This window comes from Delftia tsuruhatensis (assembly GCF_903815225.1).
GTDB classification, from domain to species: domain Bacteria; phylum Pseudomonadota; class Gammaproteobacteria; order Burkholderiales; family Burkholderiaceae_C; genus Comamonas; species Comamonas tsuruhatensis_A.
Genome location: NZ_LR813084.1, coordinates 3262775 through 3287246, shown reverse-complemented (window position 1 = coordinate 3287246; position 24472 = coordinate 3262775). Strand labels below are relative to the sequence as shown.

General features: G+C 65.1%; 21 protein-coding genes. 10 read left to right on the top strand and 11 right to left on the bottom strand.

What is annotated here, in order from left to right:
• The 3 genes from L1Z78_RS14905 to L1Z78_RS14895 form a co-directional block, all read right to left on the bottom strand.
• Positions 1–1383, bottom strand: a complete 1383-nt coding sequence (locus L1Z78_RS14905) for a polyhydroxyalkanoate depolymerase (protein ID WP_234637184.1) — start codon at positions 1381–1383, stop codon at positions 1–3.
• A gap of 168 nt (positions 1384–1551) precedes the next feature.
• On the bottom strand, positions 1552–2520 hold the full coding sequence (dusA, locus tag L1Z78_RS14900) for a tRNA dihydrouridine(20/20a) synthase DusA (protein ID WP_234637183.1): 969 nt from the start codon (positions 2518–2520) through the stop codon (positions 1552–1554).
• Positions 2521–3432: 912 nt separating this feature from the next.
• Entirely contained in the window at positions 3433–4146 is a 714-nt protein-coding gene (locus tag L1Z78_RS14895; protein ID WP_234637182.1) for an SDR family oxidoreductase, read from the bottom strand.
• Positions 4147–4253: 107 nt separating this feature from the next.
• Between L1Z78_RS14895 and L1Z78_RS14890 the strand changes: the two genes are divergently transcribed.
• Together L1Z78_RS14890 and L1Z78_RS14885 are read left to right on the top strand one after the other, a co-directional pair.
• Positions 4254–5144 (top strand): LysR substrate-binding domain-containing protein, encoded by an 891-nt coding sequence (locus tag L1Z78_RS14890; protein ID WP_234637181.1) that lies wholly within the window; start codon positions 4254–4256, stop codon positions 5142–5144.
• A 274-nt stretch (positions 5145–5418) separates the two neighbouring features.
• On the top strand, positions 5419–6558 hold the full coding sequence (locus tag L1Z78_RS14885) for a hypothetical protein (protein ID WP_234637180.1): 1140 nt from the start codon (positions 5419–5421) through the stop codon (positions 6556–6558).
• A gap of 73 nt (positions 6559–6631) precedes the next feature.
• Here L1Z78_RS14885 and L1Z78_RS14880 read toward each other — a convergent pair whose 3' ends face one another.
• On the bottom strand, positions 6632–6928 hold the full coding sequence (locus L1Z78_RS14880; RefSeq protein ID WP_234637179.1) for a hypothetical protein: 297 nt from the start codon (positions 6926–6928) through the stop codon (positions 6632–6634).
• Between the two features lie 614 nt (positions 6929–7542).
• Between L1Z78_RS14880 and L1Z78_RS14875 the strand changes: the two genes are divergently transcribed.
• The 3 genes from L1Z78_RS14875 to L1Z78_RS14865 all read left to right on the top strand — a co-directional run bounded on the left by L1Z78_RS14875 (position 7543) and on the right by L1Z78_RS14865 (position 9143).
• On the top strand, positions 7543–7842 hold the full coding sequence (locus L1Z78_RS14875; RefSeq protein ID WP_234637178.1) for a hypothetical protein: 300 nt from the start codon (positions 7543–7545) through the stop codon (positions 7840–7842).
• A 195-nt stretch (positions 7843–8037) separates the two neighbouring features.
• Positions 8038–8607 carry a helix-turn-helix domain-containing protein gene (locus L1Z78_RS14870; protein WP_234637177.1) on the top strand — a complete coding sequence of 190 codons (570 nt, stop codon included), beginning with the start codon at positions 8038–8040 and terminating at the stop codon, positions 8605–8607.
• 44 nt (positions 8608–8651) lie between these two features.
• Positions 8652–9143 carry a GNAT family N-acetyltransferase gene (locus tag L1Z78_RS14865; RefSeq protein WP_234637176.1) on the top strand — a complete coding sequence of 164 codons (492 nt, stop codon included), beginning with the start codon at positions 8652–8654 and terminating at the stop codon, positions 9141–9143.
• 27 nt (positions 9144–9170) lie between these two features.
• Here the strand turns inward: L1Z78_RS14865 and L1Z78_RS14860 are convergent, their stop codons facing one another.
• The 7 genes from L1Z78_RS14860 to L1Z78_RS14830 all read right to left on the bottom strand — a co-directional run bounded on the left by L1Z78_RS14860 (position 9171) and on the right by L1Z78_RS14830 (position 17918).
• On the bottom strand, positions 9171–9818 hold the full coding sequence (locus L1Z78_RS14860; protein ID WP_418921623.1) for an ANTAR domain-containing response regulator: 648 nt from the start codon (positions 9816–9818) through the stop codon (positions 9171–9173).
• Positions 9819–9862: 44 nt separating this feature from the next.
• On the bottom strand, positions 9863–11017 hold the full coding sequence (locus tag L1Z78_RS14855; RefSeq protein WP_234637174.1) for a transporter substrate-binding domain-containing protein: 1155 nt from the start codon (positions 11015–11017) through the stop codon (positions 9863–9865).
• A 67-nt stretch (positions 11018–11084) separates the two neighbouring features.
• Complete coding sequence (locus tag L1Z78_RS14850; protein ID WP_234637173.1) at positions 11085–12767, bottom strand: nitric oxide reductase activation protein NorD; 1683 nt, start codon at positions 12765–12767, stop codon at positions 11085–11087.
• Positions 12768–12777: 10 nt separating this feature from the next.
• The gene (locus tag L1Z78_RS14845) at positions 12778–13629 is read right to left on the bottom strand and encodes a CbbQ/NirQ/NorQ/GpvN family protein (protein WP_234637172.1); all 852 of its coding nucleotides are present in this window, start codon (positions 13627–13629) and stop codon (positions 12778–12780) included.
• Positions 13630–13694: 65 nt separating this feature from the next.
• The gene (locus tag L1Z78_RS14840) at positions 13695–14732 is read right to left on the bottom strand and encodes an aliphatic amidase (protein ID WP_234637171.1); all 1038 of its coding nucleotides are present in this window, start codon (positions 14730–14732) and stop codon (positions 13695–13697) included.
• A 349-nt stretch (positions 14733–15081) separates the two neighbouring features.
• The gene (locus L1Z78_RS14835; protein WP_234637170.1) at positions 15082–16491 is read right to left on the bottom strand and encodes a GntP family permease; all 1410 of its coding nucleotides are present in this window, start codon (positions 16489–16491) and stop codon (positions 15082–15084) included.
• Positions 16492–16604: 113 nt separating this feature from the next.
• Positions 16605–17918, bottom strand: coding sequence for a cytochrome P450 (locus L1Z78_RS14830; protein WP_234637169.1), 1314 nt, complete (start codon positions 17916–17918; stop codon positions 16605–16607).
• 245 nt (positions 17919–18163) lie between these two features.
• Between L1Z78_RS14830 and L1Z78_RS14825 the strand changes: the two genes are divergently transcribed.
• From L1Z78_RS14825 to folE2, 5 genes are all read left to right on the top strand, one after another.
• Entirely contained in the window at positions 18164–19114 is a 951-nt protein-coding gene (locus L1Z78_RS14825; protein ID WP_234637168.1) for a helix-turn-helix domain-containing protein, read from the top strand.
• 337 nt (positions 19115–19451) lie between these two features.
• Positions 19452–21689, top strand: a complete 2238-nt coding sequence (locus L1Z78_RS14820; protein ID WP_234637167.1) for an NADP-dependent isocitrate dehydrogenase — start codon at positions 19452–19454, stop codon at positions 21687–21689.
• A 199-nt stretch (positions 21690–21888) separates the two neighbouring features.
• Positions 21889–22281, top strand: coding sequence for a Fur family transcriptional regulator (locus L1Z78_RS14815; protein ID WP_234637166.1), 393 nt, complete (start codon positions 21889–21891; stop codon positions 22279–22281).
• A gap of 47 nt (positions 22282–22328) precedes the next feature.
• Positions 22329–23549, top strand: a complete 1221-nt coding sequence (zigA, locus tag L1Z78_RS14810) for a zinc metallochaperone GTPase ZigA (RefSeq protein ID WP_234637165.1) — start codon at positions 22329–22331, stop codon at positions 23547–23549.
• 16 nt (positions 23550–23565) lie between these two features.
• Complete coding sequence (folE2, locus tag L1Z78_RS14805; protein ID WP_234637164.1) at positions 23566–24471, top strand: GTP cyclohydrolase FolE2; 906 nt, start codon at positions 23566–23568, stop codon at positions 24469–24471.
• The last annotated feature ends 1 nt before the right edge of the window (position 24472 follow it).

Genomic DNA, 24472 nt, shown 5'->3' with positions numbered 1-24472 from the left:
TCAGCCTGCCTGCACCTTGGCGCCACGGCGGCGCGCAGGTGCCGTGGAGTCGGAGGCCGCCGGGGCATCATCACTGAGGCTGCTGGCATGTCCGGCCGCGCTGGCGGCGGTGGCACTCTCGGGCTGGTGGGCGTGGATGAAGTCGCGCACCTGTGGATACACGATCTCACGCCAGCGGCGGCCGCTGAAGATTCCGTAGTGTCCTGCGCCCTGAACCTCCAGGTGCTGGCGCTGGTCGGCCGCGATACCCGTGCACAGGTCGTGCGCGGCCCGCGTCTGGCCCGAGCCGGAAATGTCGTCCAGTTCGCCCTCGACGGTCAGGAGCGCGCTGCCATGGATGTCCTGCGGCCGAACCAGCTCGATTTTTCCTTCCGGCGAGCGGACTTCCCAGGTGCCGTGCACCAGCTTGTAGTCCTGGAACACCGTGGCGATGGTTTCCAGGTAGTAGTCGGCATCCATGTCGAGCACGGCGTTGTACTCGTCATAGAACTTGCGGTGGTGCTCGGCGCTGGCGTCGTCGCCCTTGATCAGGTCCTTGAAGTAGTCGTAGTGGCTCTTGGCGTGGCGATCGGGGTTCATGGCCACGAAGCCAGAGTACTGCAGAAAGCCGGGATACACACGCCGGCCCACGCCTGGATACCCATCGGGCACGCGGTAGATCACATTGTTCTCGAACCACTCGAAGCTGCGGTTCTGGGCCAGATTGTTCACCGAGGTCGGAGAGCGGCGCGCATCGATGGGGCCGCCCATCATGGTCATCGACAGCGGTGGGGTCTCGCCGCGGCTGGCCATCAGCGACACGGCAGCCAGCACCGGCACGGTGGGCTGGCAGACACTGACCACGTGGCATTGGCCGTACTTGCCCTGCAGGTAGCGGATGAACTCCTGCACATAGTTCACATAGTCATCGAGGTGGAACTCGCCATCGGCCAAGGGCACCAGACGGGCATTCTTCCAGTCGGTGATGTAGACCTTGTGGTCGCCGAGCATGCTCTGCACCGTATCGCGCAGCAGCGTCGCATAGTGGCCCGACAGCGGCGCCACGATCAGCACCACCGGCTGGCTCAGCATGGTCTGCAGCGTTTCCGTGTCGTCGGAGAAGCGCTTGAAGCGGCGCAGTTCGCAAAATGGCTTGTCCACCTCGACGCGCTCGCGGATGGTCACGTCCACGCCGCCGACATCCACGGTGTGCAGGTTGAACTCCGGCTTTTCGTAGTCCTTGCCGAGGCGGTAGAACAGATCGAACCCGGCGGCCATGCGCTGGGACAACGGGCCCTGGCTCAACAGCGAATGGGGGTTGCTGTAAAGCTTGGCGGCAGCCTGCGCGAAATCGGCAAAGGGCTCGACCATGGCGCGCTGGATTTCGTAGAGCTGATAAAGCATGGGTACAAGGAGGGGGGTGGAATTTGTTGCAGTGCAATATATCAGCAGCACGCTAAAAAAATTGGTAGTAAAACCCCTCTACTGCTGTCGCGTAAGTGATAGTTTTGTTGATGAAGGTCGTTCGGCGGCCTGCAAGGCCACGGCTTGCCTGCAATGTCGTGTGCCGAGTCAGGCTTCGAGCGCCCCTTCGGCTGGTTTGGTGCGCGCAAGCCGCATCACCTCTGACGGCGGCAGTTGCTTGAGCTTGTGGTTGCTCCAGACCTGGCGCCAGCGGCGGGCCCCTGCCAGCCCGTTGCGCAAGCCCAACATATGCCTGGCGATGGAGTACCAGTGCGTGCCATGTGCGCGAGCCTCGCGCTCCATATAGGCCACCATCTGCTCCTCGACCGACTCTCGCGTATGCAACTGGTCCGCTTCGCCGTAGTACAACGCATCCCAGGAAGCCAGCCACCAGGGGTTGTGGTAGGCCTCGCGGCCCACCATCACGCCGTCGACCTGCTGCAACAATTCCTGCACCGTGGAGTCGGCCTTGATGCCGCCATTGATGGCAATGGTCAGCCCGGGGAAATCCTGCTTGAGCCGGGCCACGACTTCGTAGCGCAACGGCGGGATCTCGCGGTTTTCCTTGGGTGAAAGGCCTTTGAGCCAAGCGTTGCGTGCATGCACGATGAAGACGCGGCAGCCGGCGTCGGCCACCGTGCCCACGAAATCGCGCACGAAGCCGTAGCTCTCATCCTTGTCGATGCCGATGCGGTGCTTGACCGTGACGGGAATGTCCACCGCATCCACCATGGCCTTCACACAATCGGCCACCAGGGGTGCTTCGTTCATCAGGCAGGCGCCGAACGCTCCACGCTGCACGCGTTCGCTGGGGCAGCCGCAGTTCAGATTGATCTCGTCATAGCCCCATTGCGCCCCCAGCCGGGCGCTTTGCGCCAGATCGCCGGGCTCGCTGCCCCCCAATTGCAAGGCCAACGGATGCTCCTCACCCTCGAATCGCAGGTGCCGGGGCACATCGCCATGCAGCAGCGCACCAGTGGTCACCATCTCGGTGTAGAGCAGGGTGTGGCGGCTCAGCAGGCGATGCAGGTAGCGGCAGTGCTTGTCTGTCCAGTCCATCATGGGCGCGACGGACATGCGCCAATTCAATGCAACTTGTTGATTTTGTTTGTGTATTTGATCGTTCATCGCGCTCTCCATGGAGTATGGAGCACTGTTTTGTAGCACCGATCTCCCCCGAAAAACCCCGACTTTCCTATCCCGGTGATACATTCAGTGCTCCAAAAAGAACGTGGAGCACCGTAGCATTGGGGTCAATTACGGCAAGGAAGAAGGCCGACGGCTCGACTTCCTATAAGGCACAAATTCGCCTGAGAGAGAAGGGCGTAATTGTGCACAGTGAGACGGAAACTTTCACGCGCAGGGCCTTGGAGCCGGCGTGCATCAAGAGACGCGAGGGCGATTCTCGGCGCGTGTGGGGCCGCTGGAAAACTGAAGGTGGTCAAGGTCGCGTGGGTCGTCTCGATGCTGTCTGCCCAGTCTTTGCTTCCACGAAGCAGCGGCTTCGCCGGGCGTCGAGCCGGTATGCAGGCACGAGCAGTCCGAAGAAGTCCTCTCAACACTGCTTCAGCAGGACGTCGATGCCTCCGCACCTGGCGGTCAGGGCGAAGTGAGACGTGCGGATTGGCGGCGTCGGCAAAAGAGGTCGGCGGCTGCTCGCCATGCGGACCTCCTGTGGTCCGATTCCCTGTGCTGCGGTTGTCCGACAGGGTCGGGGACGGTGGACGCACATGCTTGAGGGCATGACAAAACCCGCCCCCAATTCCCCTGGTCAAGTGCCTACCTCGTCTTCCCGCAACCGCTTTGCGACCAAGCGCATGCTGTACATCGCAGGTGCTGTCGTCGCGGTGCTGCTGGTTGCCATATTCGTTCCCTGGTAGGCGTGCTGCATGGTCCAGCTGTGCCGTGGGCGTCGCCTTGCTGCTCGTGCTGCTCCATCCGCACCGGGTACTGACCGACGGTTCTGGCTGGGGTGCGGCGGATCGAGTCTCATGGTGAGGATGCCCCAAGGCCTCCGTCCACGCGCAGCGTCTGGCCCGTGATGTATGCGGCTCCTTCCGAGGCGAGGAAGGCCACGGCCGCGGCAATGTCCTCAGGTGTGCCCAACCTTTGCAGGGGTACCGATGCCATGTGGTTCTGATGTACGCCGGCACTTCCGATCCAGCCGGGCAGGATGTTGTTCATGCGGATGTTGGCCCGCGAGTAGCCACCGACAAAGATCCGTGTGAACGATTCCAGTGCGGCCCGAATGGTGGACGATGCTGGCGCCAGTTCGCTGTCCGCCTTCGCTGCGGCGCCCGAGATGTTGATCACCACTCCGCCGCCTTGCCTTTGCATGATGGGGGTTACCAGTTGCGTCGGCCGCACCACCTGCAGGAGGTTGGCCTTCGCGTCGGCCAGCCAAAGCTCGTCGGACAAAGCCAGAAGGGGTGCGCCTTGTCCGCGGGAGGCGTTGTTGACAAGCACGTCGATGCGTCCCCAGCGTTGATGGGCCAGTTCGACAAGGCACAGCAGGTCGGTCAAGGATTCGCCGGAGCCGGTGACGCTGACCCCGTCGAGTTCCCGCGCGAGCGCTGCGCCTTTGTCGGTGGACGAAATGAGGCCCATGCGAAAGCCGTCCGCGGCAAGCCGCCGAGCGATCGCGGTTCCGATCTCCGTGGCGGCGGACGTGACGAGAGCGACTTTTTCTGTTGCTGTGACCATGTGGCAGGTACCTTTCGTAGACATGGCCATTTTTTTTCAGGTTCATGACCCTCTGGGCTGTCCAGGCCGTGGAATGGCTGCCTTGATTCAGTAGAAAATCTACAGCCATGAATACCCGGATACACCGCACCCCCTCCTTGAACGCGCTGCGGGCTTTCGAGGTGGCGAGCCGGCATCTCAGTTTCCGCAGGGCTGCGGAAGAACTGGGTGTGACTCAGAGTGCTGTTGCACAGCAGGTGCGGGCGCTGGAAGCCGAGATCGGCGTGAAACTGTTCGAGCGCCGGCCTCGTGCCCTGAGCCTCACGCAGAACGGCCAGCGCTACATCGGCACAGTGCGCCGCGCGTTTGATATGCTGGCCGATGCCACGCAGAGCCTTGCGCCCGAGAAACTGGGCGTCACGGTCAGCGTGACGCCCACGTTCGCCACCAAATGGCTCATGCCGAGGCTGGCCGACTACACACGGGCCCATGCCGATGTCGAACTGCGAGTGCTGGCCACCGAGCGCCTCTCGCATTTCCATACGGAAGCGGTGGATCTGGCTGTTCGATATGGCCGTCCGCCCTTCGGTCCTGGGATCCAGGCCGATCTGTTGTTCCCGGAGTGCCTGGTCGCCGTGGGGACCCCGCGTCTGCTTCAGTACTCGGGCCGGGAAGCGAGCATGCAGATGCCCCTTGTGCTGCTGCACGATTCCCAGTCCCCCTGGAGCCATTACTTCGAGCAGTTCCCGAACCATGAGCCAGCAGCACCTGCGCATGCCATCTGGTTCAACCAGACTACCTTGGCCATCGATGCTGCGCTCCTGGGGCAGGGTCTGGCCCTTGTTCAGAAGGAGTTCGTCAGCCCTTGCCTTGCGGATGGTCGATTGGCACAACTGTTCCAGGAGGAGATGCACACGGATGCTGGCTACTACGTGGTGTGCCCGCGAAAGCCGCGAAAGCCCGAGGCGGTTGAAGCGGTCAGACGCTGGATGCTTCGGAGCGTGTTGGCTGGTACGTAGCCAGGTATGCGGGCCCAGTCCACCGAACAAAAAGAGTCGGACATGGCTTTCAAGCGGCCCAGCGCCTTGGTCGCACTGAACAGCCATCCTTCGCTCGAGGATGGATCCGCAAGCGGGGGTGGACAAAGCGTCAACTTCAGAAAGGTTGCCGGAGGCTATATTCCCGCTGGGGGAAGCTGCGTTCGTAAATCGAGCGCACGTGTCCGGAAGGGCGTCTCATGCACGCCGGAAGCTGTATCAAGGTTTGCAATCAATCTCTGGAGGGAATTGGCAAATGGGCATCGCTTTTCGCCAGACTGAAATCAACATCAAGATCGCCAGGAAGCAAGGCAAGGAGATTTCCAAGCTGCTGAAGGATAAAGGCTGGATCACCGAGGAGATGCCCTTGGATGCTGCATTGGCGGCGGTTGGCTGGCATGGCAAGAGCCACAGAACTCTGCTCATAATCGAGGAGATCGATGTGGACAAGATAACCGAACGAGTCTCTCAGCAACTGGAGGCGTTGGCTCCTTTTGTGCGCGATGGGAGCTTTGTCCGCTTTGAATCCGAGGAGAGCAGCAAAGATTATGCGCTCTGTATTTTTGAGGGGGGAAAGGCGCACGGTTACGGATGGCTGGGAACTCGGGAAAAGACATCGGTGGTTGCCGCTATCGGTGATGTGCCAAGCGGTCCATGGAATGAGTACATCCATGACGAATCTCCATCCCGTGAGAAGTTGACAGATTACCGCTATTGGGCGGTGGTGGCTTGGAACATGGCTCAGAACATCCAGTTCATTGCCCAGAATTCCACGAGCTTCAGTGCAAAGGACAAGAAGCAGGCCTACTGGATCATCCGTGCTTGTGAAGAAGCCCAGGCCTCCATGCTGGGAAAGCGCCACCTGATTTTCGAAGATATCAAGATGTATGACAAAGAGGCCGGCAAGATTCCGCAGGTCCTCGCGAGTACAGCCCACGAGGCCAAACTTCTCTGGCTCAAAGGACCTCGCAAGAAGTTGGCCGAGCTGGAATTCGACATCAGTGCCGATGAACTGCAGGCGCTGCTCCGCTACCGTGATACATTTGCACCGGGGAAAGATCTCTTGGTCGATGGACGAGAGGGCATATATCAACCGGACGTGCTTGCATTCTTTGAGTACCTGCGTGAGGCATCCTGGTTCCAGCAGCTTTGCAGGCTGGCAAAGGATGGAGATAAACGCATGGAGGTGATCCTGGACTTCCAGGGGCTGATGTCTGATGTGATGGAATCTGCCGATCTGAAGGAGCTCCTGTTCAATCTGCATTGGAGTGCCTCCGCTGACAAGGGAAGTGCTGCCATCGTTCCTGGCGTGAGCAGCGAGGAAATCTCTTCGTATGTCGCCAGCGAAATCCACAACGCAATGCAGAGAGTCAGTCAACTGGTCGCTACGAAGTAGGACGGCTGGGGGGCTTCTGTTGGCGGCGAAGGCGCTCTGCGATCAGCCAGCCCTGAGAAGCCGGCATTGCCGGTCAGCCGCCGCCGCTTGACACGTATGCCCAATGGGACGAGGCACTGATCAGAACCGAAACCAGGGCCACGAGCAGCCCAAGCCACATGCCTTTGCGGGCAATCATCGCCTCGTCCTTGGCCCGTGCAGCTTCTTCACGAAAGAAGGCAGCTTCCTTGCGGGCTTCGAGCACCTGATTCAGGGCGGCCCGCAGTGCGGATTCGGTGTCCGCAGCATTGCGCCTTGTGGACTCCGCCATCTGGACATGGTGTTGCCTGCGTGTCTTTTGCTGCTCGGCACGCATGGCGCTGAGCAGCATGGATCCGGCCAGCTGGTCCTGGTGATATCTATTCGCCCTGATGTCCCGATCCTTGGGAGGCGGTGACCCCGGAAAAATGTTGAACCTGGCATGTTGAGCAATGGGTGCTTTCGACGCTGGCTTTTCCTCAGGGAATGGAGCCGTGCGCCTGATGCTGGTTGGTTTCTCAGGATGGTTCTGGGGTGTCGATGGCAGCTTTGTCCTTTCAGCGAAAGCTCCGCTGGTGGCAAAGACTGCGGTCGTACCCAATGCCTGGATCTGTTCCGTATTCTTGTGGGAGACCCGGGAGGCCTGCGCATGATTCCCCGATGAAGACGCTGCGGCAGGATGCCGATCCGGTTTCGATTCAGTGATCGCCGGACCCTCGAGGAGCAAAGGGCTTGCGCCGAAGCTGGGAGCGTTCTGCTTCGAGGAGGTGACGGCGGGTTGTGGTGATGGTGGTGCCGACTGGGGTGAGGTTGGCGCATCGGAGTCAGGCGAGGCGGTCAGTCGCCGGCATGCTCGTGCATCTTGAAGACAGAACATTCCTAGGAATATTCCTGTTTTTGGATGAGTACTTCCTGAACCCTCGCCAGTTGCGCATGATTGTCCGATGTCCCTGCCTGGATATCCCAATGAAACAAGACAAGCAACCCATCTCCATGGAGATGCAGATACACAATGCGCGCAATCAGGCATGCATGCTGGCCGCCGCCTATATAGGCCTGGGTGAATTCGTCCATGACGTGATCCGCCACTCCTTGCACCATGGCGGGGTGGATGTGCAGACGCTGAGGCAATTGCGCGATCAGGCGGAACTGAGAGTCAAGGACACCTCGGTGCAAGGGCTGCCGATCGAGGATGAAGGCGCGGTGCTCAACGGTGCGCTTGCGTTGTTCAAGCACTACCTGGATCCGCAAGAGGCCGACCGTTGAGCGTCGTACGCAACGGCCTGGTCATCTGGCCGACTGTCGGCAAGCACAGCGCGTCCTGCGTCCTGGCAGGGATCCGCGTCCCTGGGTGATGTCCCCGACTCGGCGTCCCCGACCTTGATCGGCAAGCGCATGGTGACACCGGTCATGTGCCTTCCCTGCATTCCACCATGGTGGATTTCCACTATAGTAGATGGCATGACAAGCCATGCATCTCTCGAAAGCCTGATCCCCCGGCGTGTGCGCGAGGAACGGATGGAGCGGGGCCTGACGCTCGAACAGCTGGCGGCCCAGGCGGGCGTCAGCCGCGCCATGATCTCGAAGATCGAACGGGGGCAAAGCAGTCCCACGGCCGTTCTCCTGTCCAGGATCGGTGATGCGATGGGCTTGAGCCTGTCTTCGCTGATGAGCGAGCGCCGGCCCGGCAGGCCGGCCATGCGGTGCATGCAGGAGCAGCCCGTCTGGACCGATCCGCAGACGGGGTACACGCGCCGGCTGGTGTCTCCTGCCGGCGACAACGGTGATACCGAGATCGTCGCGGTCGAGCTGCCTGCCGGGGCCACGGTGACGTTTCCTGCCACACAGAGCCTTCATTCGCAAGACCAGGTCCTGGTGCTGGAGGGCCGGTTGACGCTGCGGGGCGATGCTGCGGTCTTCGAGCTGGAAGCGGGGGACTGTGCCCGGATTTCCACCCGGCTGGAGAGCTCCTTTGGCAATACGGGCAAGCTGCCCGCGCGCTATCTGGTGGTCAAGCGGCACTACCTGTGAATTGCGCACGCGAGGCGGCCGCGCATCCTTGATCGAGAAAGTACATGATGGACCTGGAATTCAAATGGGCTCGAATGGAGTCATTCACTGCGCTGGAGCTGTACGAGATCATCAAGGCGCGGGAGTCGGTCTTTGTGGTCGAGCAGCAATGCGCCTATCAGGAGGCCGATGGCGTGGACCCCTCCTGCTGGCATCTGAGGACATTTGTCGAGGGCGAGCTTGCGGCCTGCGCAAGGGTCGTGGAGCCTGGCATCAAGTACCGCGAGCCCTCGATCGGGCGTGTCATGACCTTGGCAAGGTTCCGGGGGCGCGGGCTCGGACGTCCCCTGGTGACCCAGGCCATCGCCTTCACCGAGGCGCGCTTTCCCGGGCAAGGCATCCGGATCGGGGCACAGGCACGCCTGCACGGGTTCTATGCCTCCCTCGGCTTTGAAGCCGTGGGTGACGCCTATGACGAGGACGGCATCCTGCACATCGATATGGTGAAGTCCTCGGTGGGGCTTGTCCCGTCCCTGGTTGACGGCATGGGGCCGTGATACCCCAGCCCCTGGAGTGACAGGCCGTCAGGGGGGAGGCCTGCCACTTCCTTTGCCCAGCGATAGGATCTCGCTGGCGTGGACGATGGCCTGGGCAACGTCCTCGACCGAACTGCGCCGGCTCATGGCCTGCGCGCGGATCATTTCGTAGGCCTGGTCCTCGCCGATGCCATGGGTCTGCATGAGGATGGACTTGGCCTCGGTCACGCGGCGCTGGCCCAGCAGCTTGGCCTGAAGCCTGGCGATGCGGTGCTGTTGCTGGCGTGACTCCTTGTGGTTTCTGCGTGCCAGCACCAGGGTGGACAGCAGGCCGAAGGAGCGTATGGGCGAGGGCAGAATGGCCTGTACCTGCAGTTCCAGCACGGCGCAGACGACGGTGGGGTTCTCGTAGTTGACCACGGCAATGGCGGTGGGCGGGTTCTCGCCTTCGCCCCGGGTCCAGGGGTGGTGCAGCTGCAGGTGGTCGGGCCGCACGGCGAGGAAGACCACGTCCGTGCCTTCGGGCAGACTGGGCTGGGGCGGCCACAGGGCCTGGACCTGGCAGCCTATGCGTTGCAGTTGCTGGACCAGCAGGCGCCCGTCGGCATCGTCGGGGTGGACGACGGCGACACGCAACTGGCGCAACTCCTTGAGCTGGGGCGAGGTGGCGCGCAGCAGCGGCTTTCTTTCCAGCAAGGGCTTGCCTGTCGCAGCGTCATGTTTCGGGGAGGCATCCACGCTCAGTCCTCCAGGGCACCGAGGCTGGCCGTCCAGTCGCCCAGGGAATGGGTGACCAGGTACGGGTCGGGGGAGACGGCTCGCGTGGCCTGGCGCACGATGGTGAAACCGCCCTGCGCGTTGGCCCGGCCCACCCGCGGGTACAGCCAGGTGTGGTGGTTGCCGGGGTCGATCTTGATGCGACCCTGGGGTGCATCGAATTCGCTGCCCAGCAGATGGGGCAGCAATTCGCCGATGCGGTCGCTGCCGGCCTGGCGGAAGGCGTTGGCAAACAGGTGCATCTGGAAGTAGGCGGCCTCCCAGCACAGGTTGGGCCGGCAGTCTTCACCCAGGTGCTGGCGCAGCAGGGCCAGGCAGCGCGTGTTGGCGGGCGAGTCTATGGACTGGAAGTAGGGGGCGGCCGTGAAGTGGCCGGCAGCGATGTCGGCGCCCATCTGGGCGATCTCGGCCTCGGAGGTGGTGAGGCTTGCCATGGGCATGGTCTGCGGGTCGAAACCCGCGTCCGCATAGGCGCGGTAGAGGCTGGCCGTGGAGTCGCCGACCACGGTGGAGAAGATGAAGTCCGGTTGCCGCTCGCGGATGTCCCGCATGAGGACTGCGTAGTCGCGCTCGGTGGCATCCAGTGGCAGGTAGTGCTCGCCCAGCATGGCGCTGCCTGGCTGCTGCATGACCAGCTCGCCCATGATGCGGTTGGACTCGTAGGGGTAGATGTAGTCCGAGCCTATGAGGTAGACGCGGGCACCGAAGTTGCTGGTCATGAAGTCGGCCAGCTGCACGCTGTTCTGGTTGGGCGCGGCGCCGGTGTAGATGACGTTGCCGGAGAACTCGAAGCCCTCGTAGAGCGTGGGATAGAACAGCAGCCGGTTCCATTTCTCGACGATGGGGATGACGGCCTTGCGGCTGCTGGACATGTAGCAGCCGAAGATGACGTTGATGCCGTCGCCCACGATGAGCTGCTCGGCCAGGGCCGCATAGCGTGCGGGCGTGGAGGCGGGGTCGTAGCGCACGGCCACCAGTTCGCGCCCCAGCAGCCCGCCGGCGGCGTTGATCTCGTCGATGGCCAGTTGCGCGCCCCGCAGCTGGGACTGGCCTATGGTCGAGGTGGTGCCCGTGGCCGAATAGAGAATGCCGACTCTGACGGGATCGGTGTTTGCCAAGTGTGGACTCCTGTGCTTGCGGTCTTCGTGTTCCGGTTTCCCAGGTTAATCGAGGTTGCGGGCCATCTCAGCGTCCTGCGGCGAGACGGGCGCCCATCCGTGCCAGCCGCCGGGGCAGGTGGCTGGCGTCGTCGGCGATGCCGTAGTTGCGCCAGCCGAAAATGTGGCGCACGTAGCTGTCGGCCTGGCTGTCCACGGCCAGGCAGCTGATGCGGATGCCGGCGCAGCGGGCCTGCTGCACGGCGTGGCGCGCGTCCTCGACCAGATGGCGGACGTCGTGCACATCGATGTCGCTGGGTGCGCCATCGGTGAGCACCAGCAGGTGGCGCTGGCCTTCGGGCTCCGCCGCCAGCACGGTGGTGGCATGGCGCAGGGCGGCGCCCAGGCGGGTGGAGTAGCGGCCTTGCAGCGCATGCAGGAGGGCGGGGGCCCTGCCCGCGAACGGCATGCCGAAATCCAGCAGGTGCAGATAGTGGACTTCGGCGCGCGTGTTGGAGCAAAAGGCGTGGATGGCCAGCCGCTCCATGCCCGCGACGCGGGATTCGGCCAGCATGCGCACGGCCTGCTTTTCCAGATCGAGCAGGCGCATGCCGTGGGGGCCGACCGCATTGACCGATTCTGAGGCGTCCATCAGCACCAGAAGGCTGGCGGGACGTGGTCCCTTGCCCGCGCGCAGGAACAGGCGAGGTTCGGGGAGCAGCCGCAGGCGGCGGTCCACCTGGACTTCGATGGCGGCGTTGAAGTCCAGCTCGTCCCCCTCCCATTGGCGGCGCAGGCGCTGGCGGCGATCGAGCTGGCGTGCCCGCGGCAAGGGCATGGGGGGGCGTCCATGGGGGCTGCGCGGGTTGCCGGGCGGCGCTGCCTCCGGGCTCTGGCCCTGGGGCAGGGTGTCGATGACCGTGCACCAGTCCGCCTTCAGGCGCTCCAGCCTGTGGTCCCATTCGGGATAGCGATGGCGGGCCAGTTCCATGTCCTGCGGCCGGCTGTGATCGGCGCCTTGCGTGGCGCCGGGCGATGCCGGCCGTGCCGCGCCGGTGCCGGCCTGCGGCAGCGCCAGCGGATCGTCCTGCCGGTCCGGGGAGTCGGGGTGCTGCCAGAGATGGCTGTTGTCATCGCGGTAGGGGCTGGGCACGGCGTGGTGCTGCGGGTCCATGCGCACGCGCATCTGGCCCAGGTCGTTGGCCAGGATGGAGGCGATGGCGCGGAAGGCGGCAGGGTCCTCCAGGCCGTGGCGCGTGGCGGTGTCCTCGAACAGGCCGCGTGCCTTGTGGATCCAGTGGTTGCCATCGGCATGGTCCGGCCACAGCAGCATGCGGTCCAGGCGCGCCATGAAGGCCGCAAAGCCCAGGTCGGACGGATCGGGTTCGGGCGCGATGCAGGCCTCGAACCAGCGGCGCACACCGGGATGCGCGCGGCACAGCAGCCGGTCCACGCGCGCATCTTCGAGCGCCGCGACCACGGCCTGGCCCATGGGCTTGAGGGCGCGGCTGTCCTGGCGCGCGGGCGAGTAGCGCAGGTGGGCCGCGGCATGGGCCACGGTGGCCGCATGCAGCGGCCCTCGCATCGCCTGGGCGGGCAGCAGCAGCCGTGCCGGTGAGCCGGCCAGCACGGCGCGCGGCGGCAGCGCCTGCTCCGAGGGGGTGGCCCGTGCCAGCGGCTGCACGGTGACGTCTTGGCGTGCGAGCGCGCTGGCCAGCAGGCTCAGAGAGTGGTGCAGGCGGGTGTCGTCGGATGAGGGCGGGGCGACCATGGGAGGGCCCTCAGGCGCCGAACTCGGCTTCGACCAGCTGGCGCAGCGCTGCGGCCGTGTCCGGGTCGTCGGTCAGTGCGCGCGTGATGGTCATGTCGCAGCAGTCCTGCACCGGGACGCCGTCGCGCATCAGCAGGCCCGCGTAGATCAGCATGCGCGTGGAGGCGCCTTCGTCCAGGCCCCGGTGGCGCAGCGCGCGCGTGCCCTGCGCCAGGTTGACCAGGCTGCGCGCGGTGTCCGGGGCGATGCCGGTTTCGCGGACCACGATGTCAGCCTCGATGTCGGGTGCCGGATAGTCGAAATCCAGCGCCACGAAGCGCTGCCGCGTCGAGGGCTTCATGTCCTTGGCGCTGCTCTGGTAGCCGGGGTTGTAGGAGACCACGAGCTGGAAGTCCGGGTGGGCATGCACCAGTTCCCCCTTCTTGTCCAGCGGCAGGGCGCGGCGCGCGTCGGTCAGCGGGTGGATGACCACCGTGGTGTCCTGGCGCGCCTCCACCACCTCGTCGAGATAACAGATGCCGCCATGGCGCACGGCCAGGGTCAGCGGGCCGTCGTGCCAGGCCGTGCCATCGGCATCCAGCAGGTAGCGGCCCACCAGGTCGGAGGCCGTCATGTCCTCGTTGCAGGCCAGCGTGACCAGCGGGCGCTTGAGCGCCCAGGCCATGTACTCCACGAAGCGCGTCTTGCCGCAGCCCGTGGGACCCTTGAGGATCAGCGGCAATCGGTGCTGGTAGGCATGCCGGTACAGCTGTACCTCGCGGCCCGAGGGGCGATAGAAGGGCTCGTCATGGATGCGGTAGGCGGCCAGCGGATCGGCGGCCTGGACATGCGGCGCGTGCAAAGGGCTTGCGGTCTGGTTCATCGTCAGCTTTTCCATCGGGGTAGGCTGGCCGGGGGGGCGGCCAGCGAAAGGGGCGGGGGCCTGGATCAGCGGTGCCTGGGCACCTCGTGCGGAATGCCGTCGATCGGGCATTCGGGCGTGCCCACGGTGCTGCGTGTGAAGGACTCCACCATCTCGCGCGTGCCCTCGGGGTCGTTGACCCACTGGCTGTAGAAGCTGTAGGGGCAGGCGGCCACGCCCTTGTCGCCGTCGCCCGAATTGATGGTGCCGGTATAGCCCCGGTGCACGAGCTTGAACAGGTGGTTCTGCGACTGGCCGTTCTTGCGCGCGTCGCGGATCAGGTGCTTGGACAGCTCGGCGTACTGGATGCCCATTTCCTCCTCGCCGGTTTCGCCCAGGGTGCGGCCGTCGAAGCCGATGATGGCCGAGTGGCCGAAGTAGGAGTAGACGCCATCGAAGCCGGCCGCATTGGCCACGGCCACATAGCAGTTGTTCATGAAGGCCATGGCCTTGGAGACCATGATCTGCTGCTCCTTGGCCGGGTACATGTAGCCCTGGCAGCGCACGACCAGCTCGGCGCCACGCATGGCGCAGTCGCGCCAGATCTCGGGGTAGTTGCCGTCGTCGCAGATGATGAGGCTGATCTTCAGGCCCTTGGGGCCTTCGCTCACATAGGTGCAGTCGCCCGGGTACCAGCCCTCGATGGGCACCCAGGGCATGATCTTGCGGTATTTCTGCACGATCTCGCCCTGGTTGTTCATGAGGATGAGGGTGTTGTAGGGCGCCTTGTTGGGGTGCTCCTCATGTCGCTCGCCCGTCAGGGAGAACACGCCCCAGACGTTGGCCCGGCGGCAGGCGTCGGCGAAGATTTCGGTCTCTTCACCCGGGATGGCGCTGGCCGTGTCGTACATCTCCTTGGCGTCGTACATGATGCCGTGCGTGGAGTACTCGGGAAAGATCACCAGGTCCATGCCGGGCAGGCCGCGCTTCATGCCCACCAGCATGTCGGCGATCTTGCGGCAGTTGTCCAGCACCTCGGCCCGGGTGTGCAGGCGCGGCATCTTGTAGTTGACCACCGCCACGCCGACGCAATCATTGCTGCTGGAAATATCTCCGTGTCTCATGCTGCTGCTCCTGAAGGGGTTGAGGGGCGGCGTTGCGCATCGCCACCCCTGCATTCCCGTACGGGCACGGCTTCGCCTACGGATGCTGCAAATCCGTCGGGCAGGTGCCGGCCATGGAGCGCAAACAAAAAAGCCCGAACCGGTCCGGGCGAGGGGACCAGTTCAGGCTTTGTTGCCCGACATCATCGCTGGCAACGTTGGCAGCGGATGTCGCTTGGTGCGGGAATGAATCGGGGCGATGTCGTATCGCCGTGCATGCATTGTTGTGCCGCGCCGGTTGTCTGCCTATACGTCATATGCCGGTTGTGGCCTGCATGGCGCCGTGGTATTTGCCGCGCGCGCACCGCCATCAGAATGATCCGAACAGGGTGCCCAGCGTGATGACCAGCACCAGGGCCAGCAGCGGCGCGCCGATGGTCATGATGGCGATGTTGCCGTAGGACTGGCGGTGCGTCAGGCCGCAGATGGACAGCAGCGTGATGATGGCGCCGCTGTGGGGCAGGGTGTCGAAGCAGCCGGCCGCCATCACGGCCACGCGGTGCAGCAGCTCGGGGCTGATGCCCAGCTGGGCCGCCATGGCCAGGTAGTCCTTGCCCAGCGTGGACAAGGCGATCGACAGTCCGCCCGAGGACGAGCCCGTGATGCCGGCCAGCACGTTCATGGCCACGGCCTCGGAGATCAGCGGGTTGTGGGGCGCCACGTTGAGCACGGCCTCGCGGATGATGGCAAAGCCCGCCAGGCCGGCGATCACGGCGCCGTAGCCCACTTCCGAGGCGGTGTTGAAGATGGGCAGCATGGAGCCCAGTACGCCCTTGTTCACCGATTCCTTGAGGTTGCGCCAGCGGCCCAGGCCCAGCAGCACCAGCGCGGCACAGGCAACGGCCAGGGCCACGATCAGTGCCCACAGCCCGGTCTGCTTGGCCGGGTCCACGGCGGGAAAGCGCTCCTTCAGGAAGCCGAGATCCATCTGCGGGAACACGCCGTAGGTGAGCAGTGCGTTGACTGCGATCACCAGCACCAGCGGCAGCAGGGCCAGCAGCAGCGGCAGGTCCCTGGGGCTGTGCAGGGCCGGGTCGCCGTCGCCATGGACTGGCTGCTCGACGGCATCGTCATGCTCGCCATAGCCTTCGCCGGCCGCGCGGGCCTGGGCCGCGCGCGACTGCAGCCACCACAGGCCCAGGGCCAGCATGGTCAGGCCACCGATGATGCCCAGGCCCGGCGCCGCGAAGACGTTGGTGCCGTAGTAGGGGATGGGGATGGCATTCTGTATCGACGGCGTGCCCGGCAGCGCCGTCATGGTGAAGGTGAAAGAGCCCAGCGCGATGGTCGGAGGTATCAGTCGCTTGGGCACATGCGCCGCCCGGAACAGCGACTTGGCGATGGGGTAGATGGCAAAGGCCACGACGAACAGCGACACGCCGCCGTAGGTGAGCACCGCGCAGGCCATGACCACGGTCAGGATGGCGTGCCTCTCGCCGAGCACGCGCATGATCCAGTGCGATATCGCCGTGGCGGCACCCGAGTCGGCCATCAATTGCCCGAACAACGCCCCCAGCAGGAACACGGGGAAGAATTGCAGCATGTAGTTGCCCAGCGCTCCCATGAAAGTGCTGGTGTACAGGGGCAGCATGTGGCTGAGGTCGCCGGACAGCAGCACGGCCACGGCGGCCATCAGCGGTGCCAGCAGCAGCACGGAAATGCCTCGGTAGGCCAGGAACATCAGTCCCGCCAGGGAAATCACGATAGCCAGGGTGCTCAAATCGTCTCCAGTCCAGTCTTTGGGATTCAAAAAGACAGGATAAATGCGGATGGGTGACAATTTGGCGGAATTGGCGTGCTTTGTGGATGACTTGGCGCAATATGTCCTCGCGTTTACCCGGGATTCTTTGCGTGTGCGCGCGGTTCCAGACGCAGCCGCAAAGGCTCCTGAGGCCGCAGCGTGACCTGCAGCACGGGCCGAGGGGCGCTGGCGCCTTGTGTCGCGTGCAGGTGCCAGCGCTGGAGCAGCATGGCGGCAACCACCGCCATCTCGGCCTGGGCCAGATGCTGGCCCAGACATATGCGCGGGCCTGTGCCGAATGGCATCCAGCTGCCGCGTGGCGCTGTGGGGGCACCGTCCGGATGCGCTTCGTCGAAGCGCGCCGGCCGGAAGGCATGGGGTTCGGGAAACCAGCGCGCGTCGCGCTGCATGAGGCCCGGCGCGATCATGAACATGGTGCCTGCGGGCAGGCGCCATGGCCCCAGCTGCACGGGCCGCGTGCAGCGCCGGCTGATGAGCACGGGGGCCGCGGGATACAGGCGCATGGCCTCCCGCAGACTGAAGTCCAGCTGGCGCAGTGCCGGAAGGTCCTGCGCCGTGGGCGGCCGGCCCTGGAGTCGCTCGCGGACTTCTTCGGCCACCGTCTCCTGCGCTTCGGGATGGGATGCCATGCACCACGACCACCAGGTCAGGCTGCTGGCCACGGTCTCGTGGCCTGCCAGGAAGGCCGTCATGCACTCATCGCGCACGGCCTGCAGCGTCCATGTCCGGGTGTCGTCCTGGTGCAGGCGCAGCAGGCGGCTCAGCAGGTCTTCGGGCCAGTTTGCCGGCTTCTGCGCCAACCGGGCGCGGAGTTGCTGGTCGATGAAGCCGCGCAGCCAGGCCAGCGCCTGGCGCTTGCCGCGTTTCCAGGGCATGAAGTCGGGCCAGCGCAGCGGCCAGTAGAACTCGCGGTTGGTCGCGTGGCTGACTTCGCGGATGGCCTGCCCGGCGGCGCGCGCATCCTCGCCCATGGCGCCGGAGAACACCAGCCGCATGATCACGTCCATGGTCAGCGTGGTCAGGGCCTGCTCCATGGGAAAGTCGTGGGACTGCCCTGGCCAGCCCTGGAGCGAGGCCTCGGCGGTGGCGGTCAGGGCAGGGATCTGGGACTGCACGGTCCTGGGGGAGAAGGCCGGCAGCAGGGCCTGGCGCTTGGCACGCCAGGGATGGCCTTCGCTGACCAGCACGCTGTGCCCATGCAGTTGAGCAAAGACCGAGATGCCGTGTTCCCAGCGCGTCAGCGCATCGTGCTGCCCGACCAGCAGTTCGCGCACCAGGTCGGGGTGGGTGAGGACCACCTGGTGCTCGGGCCAGATGCGCAGGTGGATGGCATCGCCATGCGCGTCGCGCCATTGCGCCAGTGTGCCCAGCAGGTCGCGCGCCATGGGTCGCAGCAGTGTCCAGCCGGTCAGCCCCGTCGCCGGGCCTGGCGGCCAGGCCGCTGCAACGCCCGGGCTGTCTGCGGGGGCCGTGTGGTTCGATTCCAGGGAGGAGGAATGGGGGCAGCCGCAAGAGGCGGGCCGGGACAGTTCGGATGGAGGTTCGGGGCGATGCATGGCTGCATGGTCGCCGGATGGGTCGCGCCCGTCTTGAATCAAACCGACATCGTGCTGGCCCTACACTGCGGCCCATGGACGCCGCCGTGAAGACCCCCGAGTGCCCTGGGCGCAATGATTTCTCTGCCTGCCCACCCCTGCATGCCAGGGCCCCGCGCTGTGCGGGGCCGGGCCCGCAGCCGCATTCCCGGCTGTATCCCGCGCCACCGGGCCTGCAAGGTGCCGTGGTGGCGGTCGCATGCCGCGACACGCGGGGCGTGGCCCTGGACGATGCCCAGCGGCTGTCGCATTTTCCGGCCACGCCCATGGTGTGCCTGTCCTGGTACCAGGACATGGCCGCGGGCCTGGTGGGGGAGGGGGGCTGCCGGCCCTTTGCCTCCTGCGTCATGCTCTCGGGCAGCCAGACCACATCCACGGCAAGCTGGGCCGACCGGCCGGGACGCGGGGGCATGGCCTGCCTGCACCTGGATGCCGCGCTGAAGCTGTTCGGCCCCGGGGTGATCGCGGTGCAGGATTCATTTGCCGCGGCGCACGAGGTGCTGGGAGCGCCATGGTCTGCGCTCTGTCAGGCCCTGCTCGCGGCCGAGGATGATGCCAGCACTCTGCGGGCGCTGCAGCGCCACCTGGCGCCGCGCTGGCGCGAGGTGGGGGCAGGCGGCAACCAGGTGCTGCCCTCGCTGCGCGAGCATGGGCGCCACTGGGTGGCCTGGCTGGGAATGCAGGCGCTGCAATGGCATCACACGCTGGGCGCGCGCCAGGTGGAGCGGCGCATCAAGCTGTTCAGTGGCCGGTCCCTGCGGCAGTGGCAGGGCATCATCCGCACCGAAAGCCTGTTCCACGCGGCGCGGCAGCGCCACGCGCAGGGCCTGCCGCTGGACTGGGCGGCGCTGGCCCTGGACGAAGGATTTTCGGACCAGGCCCATATGTGCCGTGCCGTGCGGCAGATCACGGGGTTTTCTCCGGGCGAGTTCGCGCGGCGTTTCGAGCACGATGAGTCGTTCTGGATGTACCGACTGTGGGTTTGAAGGGGCGGGCCTGCGGGGCTTTCGTGTCCCTTGCGCCACAGCATTTTTTACATGGCAGAAAACAAGGAGGCCCCAGCCGCTTTCCCTGTGAAAACAGGGCCTGAATGCCGCTGTAAAACCCTAAGTCTTCTACAAGACTTAAAAAATACGGCGGGTTCCGCTTAGAATTTTGTATTGTGGGATCGCATTGCAGAAAACGCCGAGGCAGCATGCTGGCGCGACGGGGCATTGCTCGGCGATCCCGCAGCGTCAGGCCGCGCCGGCTCCGCTCCCCCTGCGGAAGCCGGCTCGACGGCCTGCGGCGCGACCCCTACCTTTTCACTACCTGAGACAAGAGATGAGTACGCAGCAACCCACCATCATCTACACCCTGACCGATGAGGCCCCGCGCCTGGCCACCAGCGCCTTCCTGCCCGTGGTGCGCGCCTTCGCCGCACCGGCCGGCGTCAACGTCGAGACCGCCGACATCTCCGTCGCCCACCGCATCCTGGGTGAGTTCTCGGACCTGCTGGCAGAAGGCCAGCGCGTGCCCAACACCTTGTCCGAGCTGGGCAAGAAGACGCTGGAGCCCGATGTCAACATCATCAAGCTGCCCAACATCAGCGCCTCCGTGGCCCAGTTGACCGCGGCCATCAAGGAGCTGCAGGGCAAGGGTTACGCGCTGCCCGACTATCCCGAGAACCCGTCCAACGACCAGGAAAAGGACATCAAGGCGCGCTATGGCCGCTGCCTGGGCTCGGCCGTGAACCCCGTGCTGCGTGAAGGCAATTCCGACCGCCGTGCCCCCGCCGCCGTCAAGAACTACGCCAAGAAGCACCCGCACTCCATGGGCGAGTGGAAGCAGTGGTCGCAGACCCATGTCTCGCACATGGAGCATGGCGACTTCTACCACGGCGAAAAGTCCATGACCCTGGACAAGGCCCGCGACGTCAAGATGGAGCTGACCACCAAGAGCGGCAAGACCGTGGTGCTCAAGTCCAAGGTCGCGCTGCAGGCCGGCGAGATCATCGATTCGATGTTCATGAGCAAGAAGGCGCTGTGCGACTTCTACGAGAAGGAACTGGACGACTGCCGCGACGCCGGAATCCTCTTCTCGCTGCACGTCAAGGCCACGATGATGAAGGTCTCGCACCCCATCGTGTTCGGCCACTGCGTGAAGATCTACTACAAGGAAGCCTTCGAGAAGCACGGCAAGCTGTTCGACGAGCTGGGCGTGAACGTCAACAACGGCATGTCCACGCTGTACGAGAAGATCGAGACGCTGCCCGCCTCGCTGCGCGAAGAGATCATCCGTGACCTGCACGCCTGCCAGGAGCACCGTCCCGCGCTGGCCATGGTGGACTCGGCCAAGGGCATCACCAACTTCCACTCGCCCAACGACGTGATCGTGGACGCCTCCATGCCCGCCATGATCCGCCAGGGCGGCAAGATGTGGGGCGCCGATGGCAAGCCCTACGACTGCAAGGCCGTGATGCCCGAGTCGACCTTCGCCCGCATCTACCAGGAGATGATCAACTTCTGCAAGTGGCATGGCAACTTCGATCCCAAGACCATGGGCACCGTGCCCAACGTGGGCCTGATGGCGCAGAAGGCCGAGGAGTACGGCTCGCACGACAAGACCTTCGAGATCGAGGAAGACGGCGTAGCCAATATCGTCGACCTGGCCACGGGCGAGGTGCTGATGAGCCAGAACGTGGAGCAGGGCGACATCTGGCGCATGTGCCAGGTCAAGGACGCCCCGATCCGCGACTGGGTCAAGCTGGCCGTCACGCGTGCCCGCAACTCCGGCATGCCCGCCGTGTTCTGGCTGGATCCCTACCGTCCGCACGAGGCCGAGCTGATCAAGAAGGTCAACACCTACCTCAAGGACCACGACACCAGCGGCCTGGAGATCCACATCCTGTCGCAGGTCCGTGCCATGCGCTACACGCTGGAGCGCGTGGCCCGCGGCCTGGACACCATCTCTGTGACCGGCAACATCCTGCGCGACTACCTGACCGACCTGTTCCCCATCATGGAACTGGGTACCTCGGCCAAGATGCTGTCCATCGTTCCGCTGATGGCCGGTGGCGGCATGTACGAAACGGGTGCCGGCGGCTCGGCTCCCAAGCATGTGCAGCAGTTGGTGGAAGAAAACCACCTGCGCTGGGATTCGCTGGGCGAATTCCTGGCATTGGCCGTTTCGCTGGAAGACCTGGGCATCAAGAACGGCAACGACCGCGCCAAGCTGCTTGCCAAGACCCTGGACGAAGCCACGGGCAAGCTGCTGGACGAGGACAAGTCGCCTTCGCGCCGCACCGGCGAGCTGGACAACCGTGGCAGCCAGTTCTACATCGCCCTGTACTGGGCACAGGCCCTGGCCGCCCAGACGCAGGACACCGAACTGGCCGCCAAGTTCGCTCCCCTGGCCCGGCAACTGGCCGACAACGAAGCCAAGATCGTGGAAGAGTTGCGCGCCGTGCAGGGCAAGGCCGTGGACATCGGTGGTTACTACCAGCCTGACGTGGCCAAGATGGACGCCGTGATGCGCCCCAGCGCCACCTTCAACGCCGCGATCGACGCGCTGCTGGCATAAGCCGATCCTGTCTTCGGCGGCGCACAGGCGCCGCCGGTCCATCACAAACGGCCACCCCGACGGGGTGGCCGTTTTGCTTGGTGCGCCAGGCACTGCGCGGCATCTCTGCAAGAACAGGCTGAAATTGATTTGTTATGTTATAACATTGCAAAATTGATGCACGGCAAGAAGGCCGTGCGCAAAGAACCAGGAAACCACCATGCCATTGACCGCCCACCAGCAACGGGTGCTCGACACCCTCCAGCAAGCCGCAGCCCCGCTCACCGCCTATGCGCTACTCGACCAGCTCCGGGGGCAGGGCCTGAGCGCGCCCACCCAGGTCTACCGCGCGCTGGACAAGCTGGCCGAGCAGGGACTGGTCCATCGCCTGGAGTCCATGAATGCCTATGTGTCCTGCGCGCATCCCCCAGGCCGCGACCACGGGATGACGGCCTTCGCCATCTGTGACGGATGCGGCCATGTGGATGAGTTCATCGATGAACAGCTGGGCCACTGCCTGGACCACTGGGCGCGGAACAACCGCTTTGCCCTGGGGCATTCCAACATCGAGCTGCATGGCAGATGCTCGGCGTGTGCGCCGGTCCATGCCTGAGCGCCGCTGAGATGGCGCTTCCCGAGATTCCCTTTTTCCGAGATTCCATGATGCATATCGAAGCGCCGGCGCGGCCGCCGCATGTCCGGCTGCCCGTGACCGTGCTGTCCGGCTTTCTGGGCGCGGGCAAGACCACCTTGCTCAACCACATCCTGCACAACCGCGAGGGCCGGCGCGTGGCGGTCATCGTCAACGACATGTCCGAGGTCAACATCGACGCCGCCCTCGTGCGCGATGGCGGCGCGGGCCTGTCGCGCACCGAGGAACGGCTGGTGGAGATGAGCAACGGCTGCATCTGCTGCACGCTGCGCGAGGACCTGCTGCTGGAGGTGGACCGGCTGGCGCGCGAGGGCCGTTTCGACCAGTTGGTCATCGAGTCCACCGGCATTTCCGAGCCCTTGCCCGTGGCCGAGACCTTCACCTTCGCGGGCGAGGATGGCCGCAGCCTGGGCGACGTGGCGCGACTGGACACCATGGTCACCGTGGTCGATGCCTTCAACTTCCTGCAGGACTACGGCTCGAGGGACAGCCTGCGCTCGCGCGGCGAGTCCCTGGGCGAGGAGGATGCCCGCACCGTGGTCGACCTGCTGATCGAGCAGGTGGAGTTCTGCGATGTCATCGTGCTCAACAAGATCGACCTGGTCAGCGAGAACGATTGCGCGCGGCTGATGGCCATTCTGCGCGGCCTCAATCCGCGTGCCCGCATGGAGATCGCCAGCTTTGGCCGGCTGCCGCTGGACAGGGTGCTGGACACGGGCCTGTTCGACTTCGAGGCAGCGTCCCGGGCGCCGGGCTGGTTGCAGGAGCTGCGCGGCACGCACCGGCCGGAGAGCGAGGAGTACGGCATCCGCAGCTTCGTCTACCGTGCGCGCCGGCCTTTCCATCCGCAGCGCTTCTTCGACCTGGTCGAAAGCGAATGGTCGGGCGTGGTGCGCTCCAAGGGATTCTTCTGGCTGGCCAGCCATCCGGCGCTGGCCGGTTCCTGGTCCCAGGCCGGTGCCGTGGCCCGCCATGGCCCGGCCGGCCACTGGTGGGCGGCCGTGGAGGCCGAACGCTGGCCGCGCGATAGCGAGGCGGTGGAACGCATCCTCGAGAAATGGGTGGACGGTGTCGGCGATGCGCGCCAGGAGCTGGTGCTGATCGGCATGGACATGGACGAGGCCGTGCTGTGCGGGCGCCTGGATGCCTGCCTGCTGACCGATGGCGAGATGGCCCGGGGCCCGCAGGCCTGGACACAGTGGCACAACCCTTTCCCCGGATGGAACTGAACCCGCAGGAATCCGCATGCTCGCACCGCTTCCCGACGTTTCCCTGACCGATCCCGCCCCCAGCCTGAGCCCCTTGCAATGGGTGGGCATGCAGGGCATAGACCTGCCCGTGACCGTGGCCGAGCCCGGCTACTGGCGCGAACTGCATGCCCGCGCCGACGTACAGGTCGATCTTCCGGCCCCGCATGTCAAGGGCATACACATGTCCCGGCTCTATCGCCAGCTGGACAGCCTGGCCGAGGAAGCCGCCTTGACCCCCTTCGGCCTGCGCCACGCCTTGCAGGCCATGATCGACAGCCACCGCGACTGCGCCAGCCGCAGCGCGCGGTTGCGCCTGGCCATGGACCTGCTGACCCAGCGCCCCGCGCTCGTGACCCGGGACCTGTCGGGCTGGAAGGCCTACCCCGTGCGCCTGGACGCCACGCTGGCCCAGGGCGTGTTCCAGCTGCGGCTGCAGGTCAGCGTGGGCTACTCCTCGACCTGCCCCTGCTCGGCGGCGCTGTCGCGGCAACTGCTGGAGCAGGGCTTTCTCCAGGCTTTCGCGGGGCAGACCCAGGTCGAGCCTTCGAGCGTCGCCGGCTGGCTGCGCAAGCACGGGACGCTGGCCACGGCGCACAGCCAGCGCAGCGAGGCCTGCGTCAGCGTGGACCTGGCCGCCGATGCGCCCGACCTGGGCATCCTGGCCCTGATAGCCCGCGTGGAGCAGGCGCTGGGCACGCCCGTGCAGACGGCGGTCAAGCGGGCCGACGAACAGGCCTTTGCCGCGCTCAACGGCAGCAACCTGATGTTCGTCGAAGACGCGGCGCGCCGTATCCAGGCGGCCCTGGCCGGCACCCATGCCCAACCTCGCGTGCATGTGCGCCATCTGGAAAGCCTGCACCCGCACGATGCCGTGGCCTGGGCCGAGCCCGCTGATTCCTGAC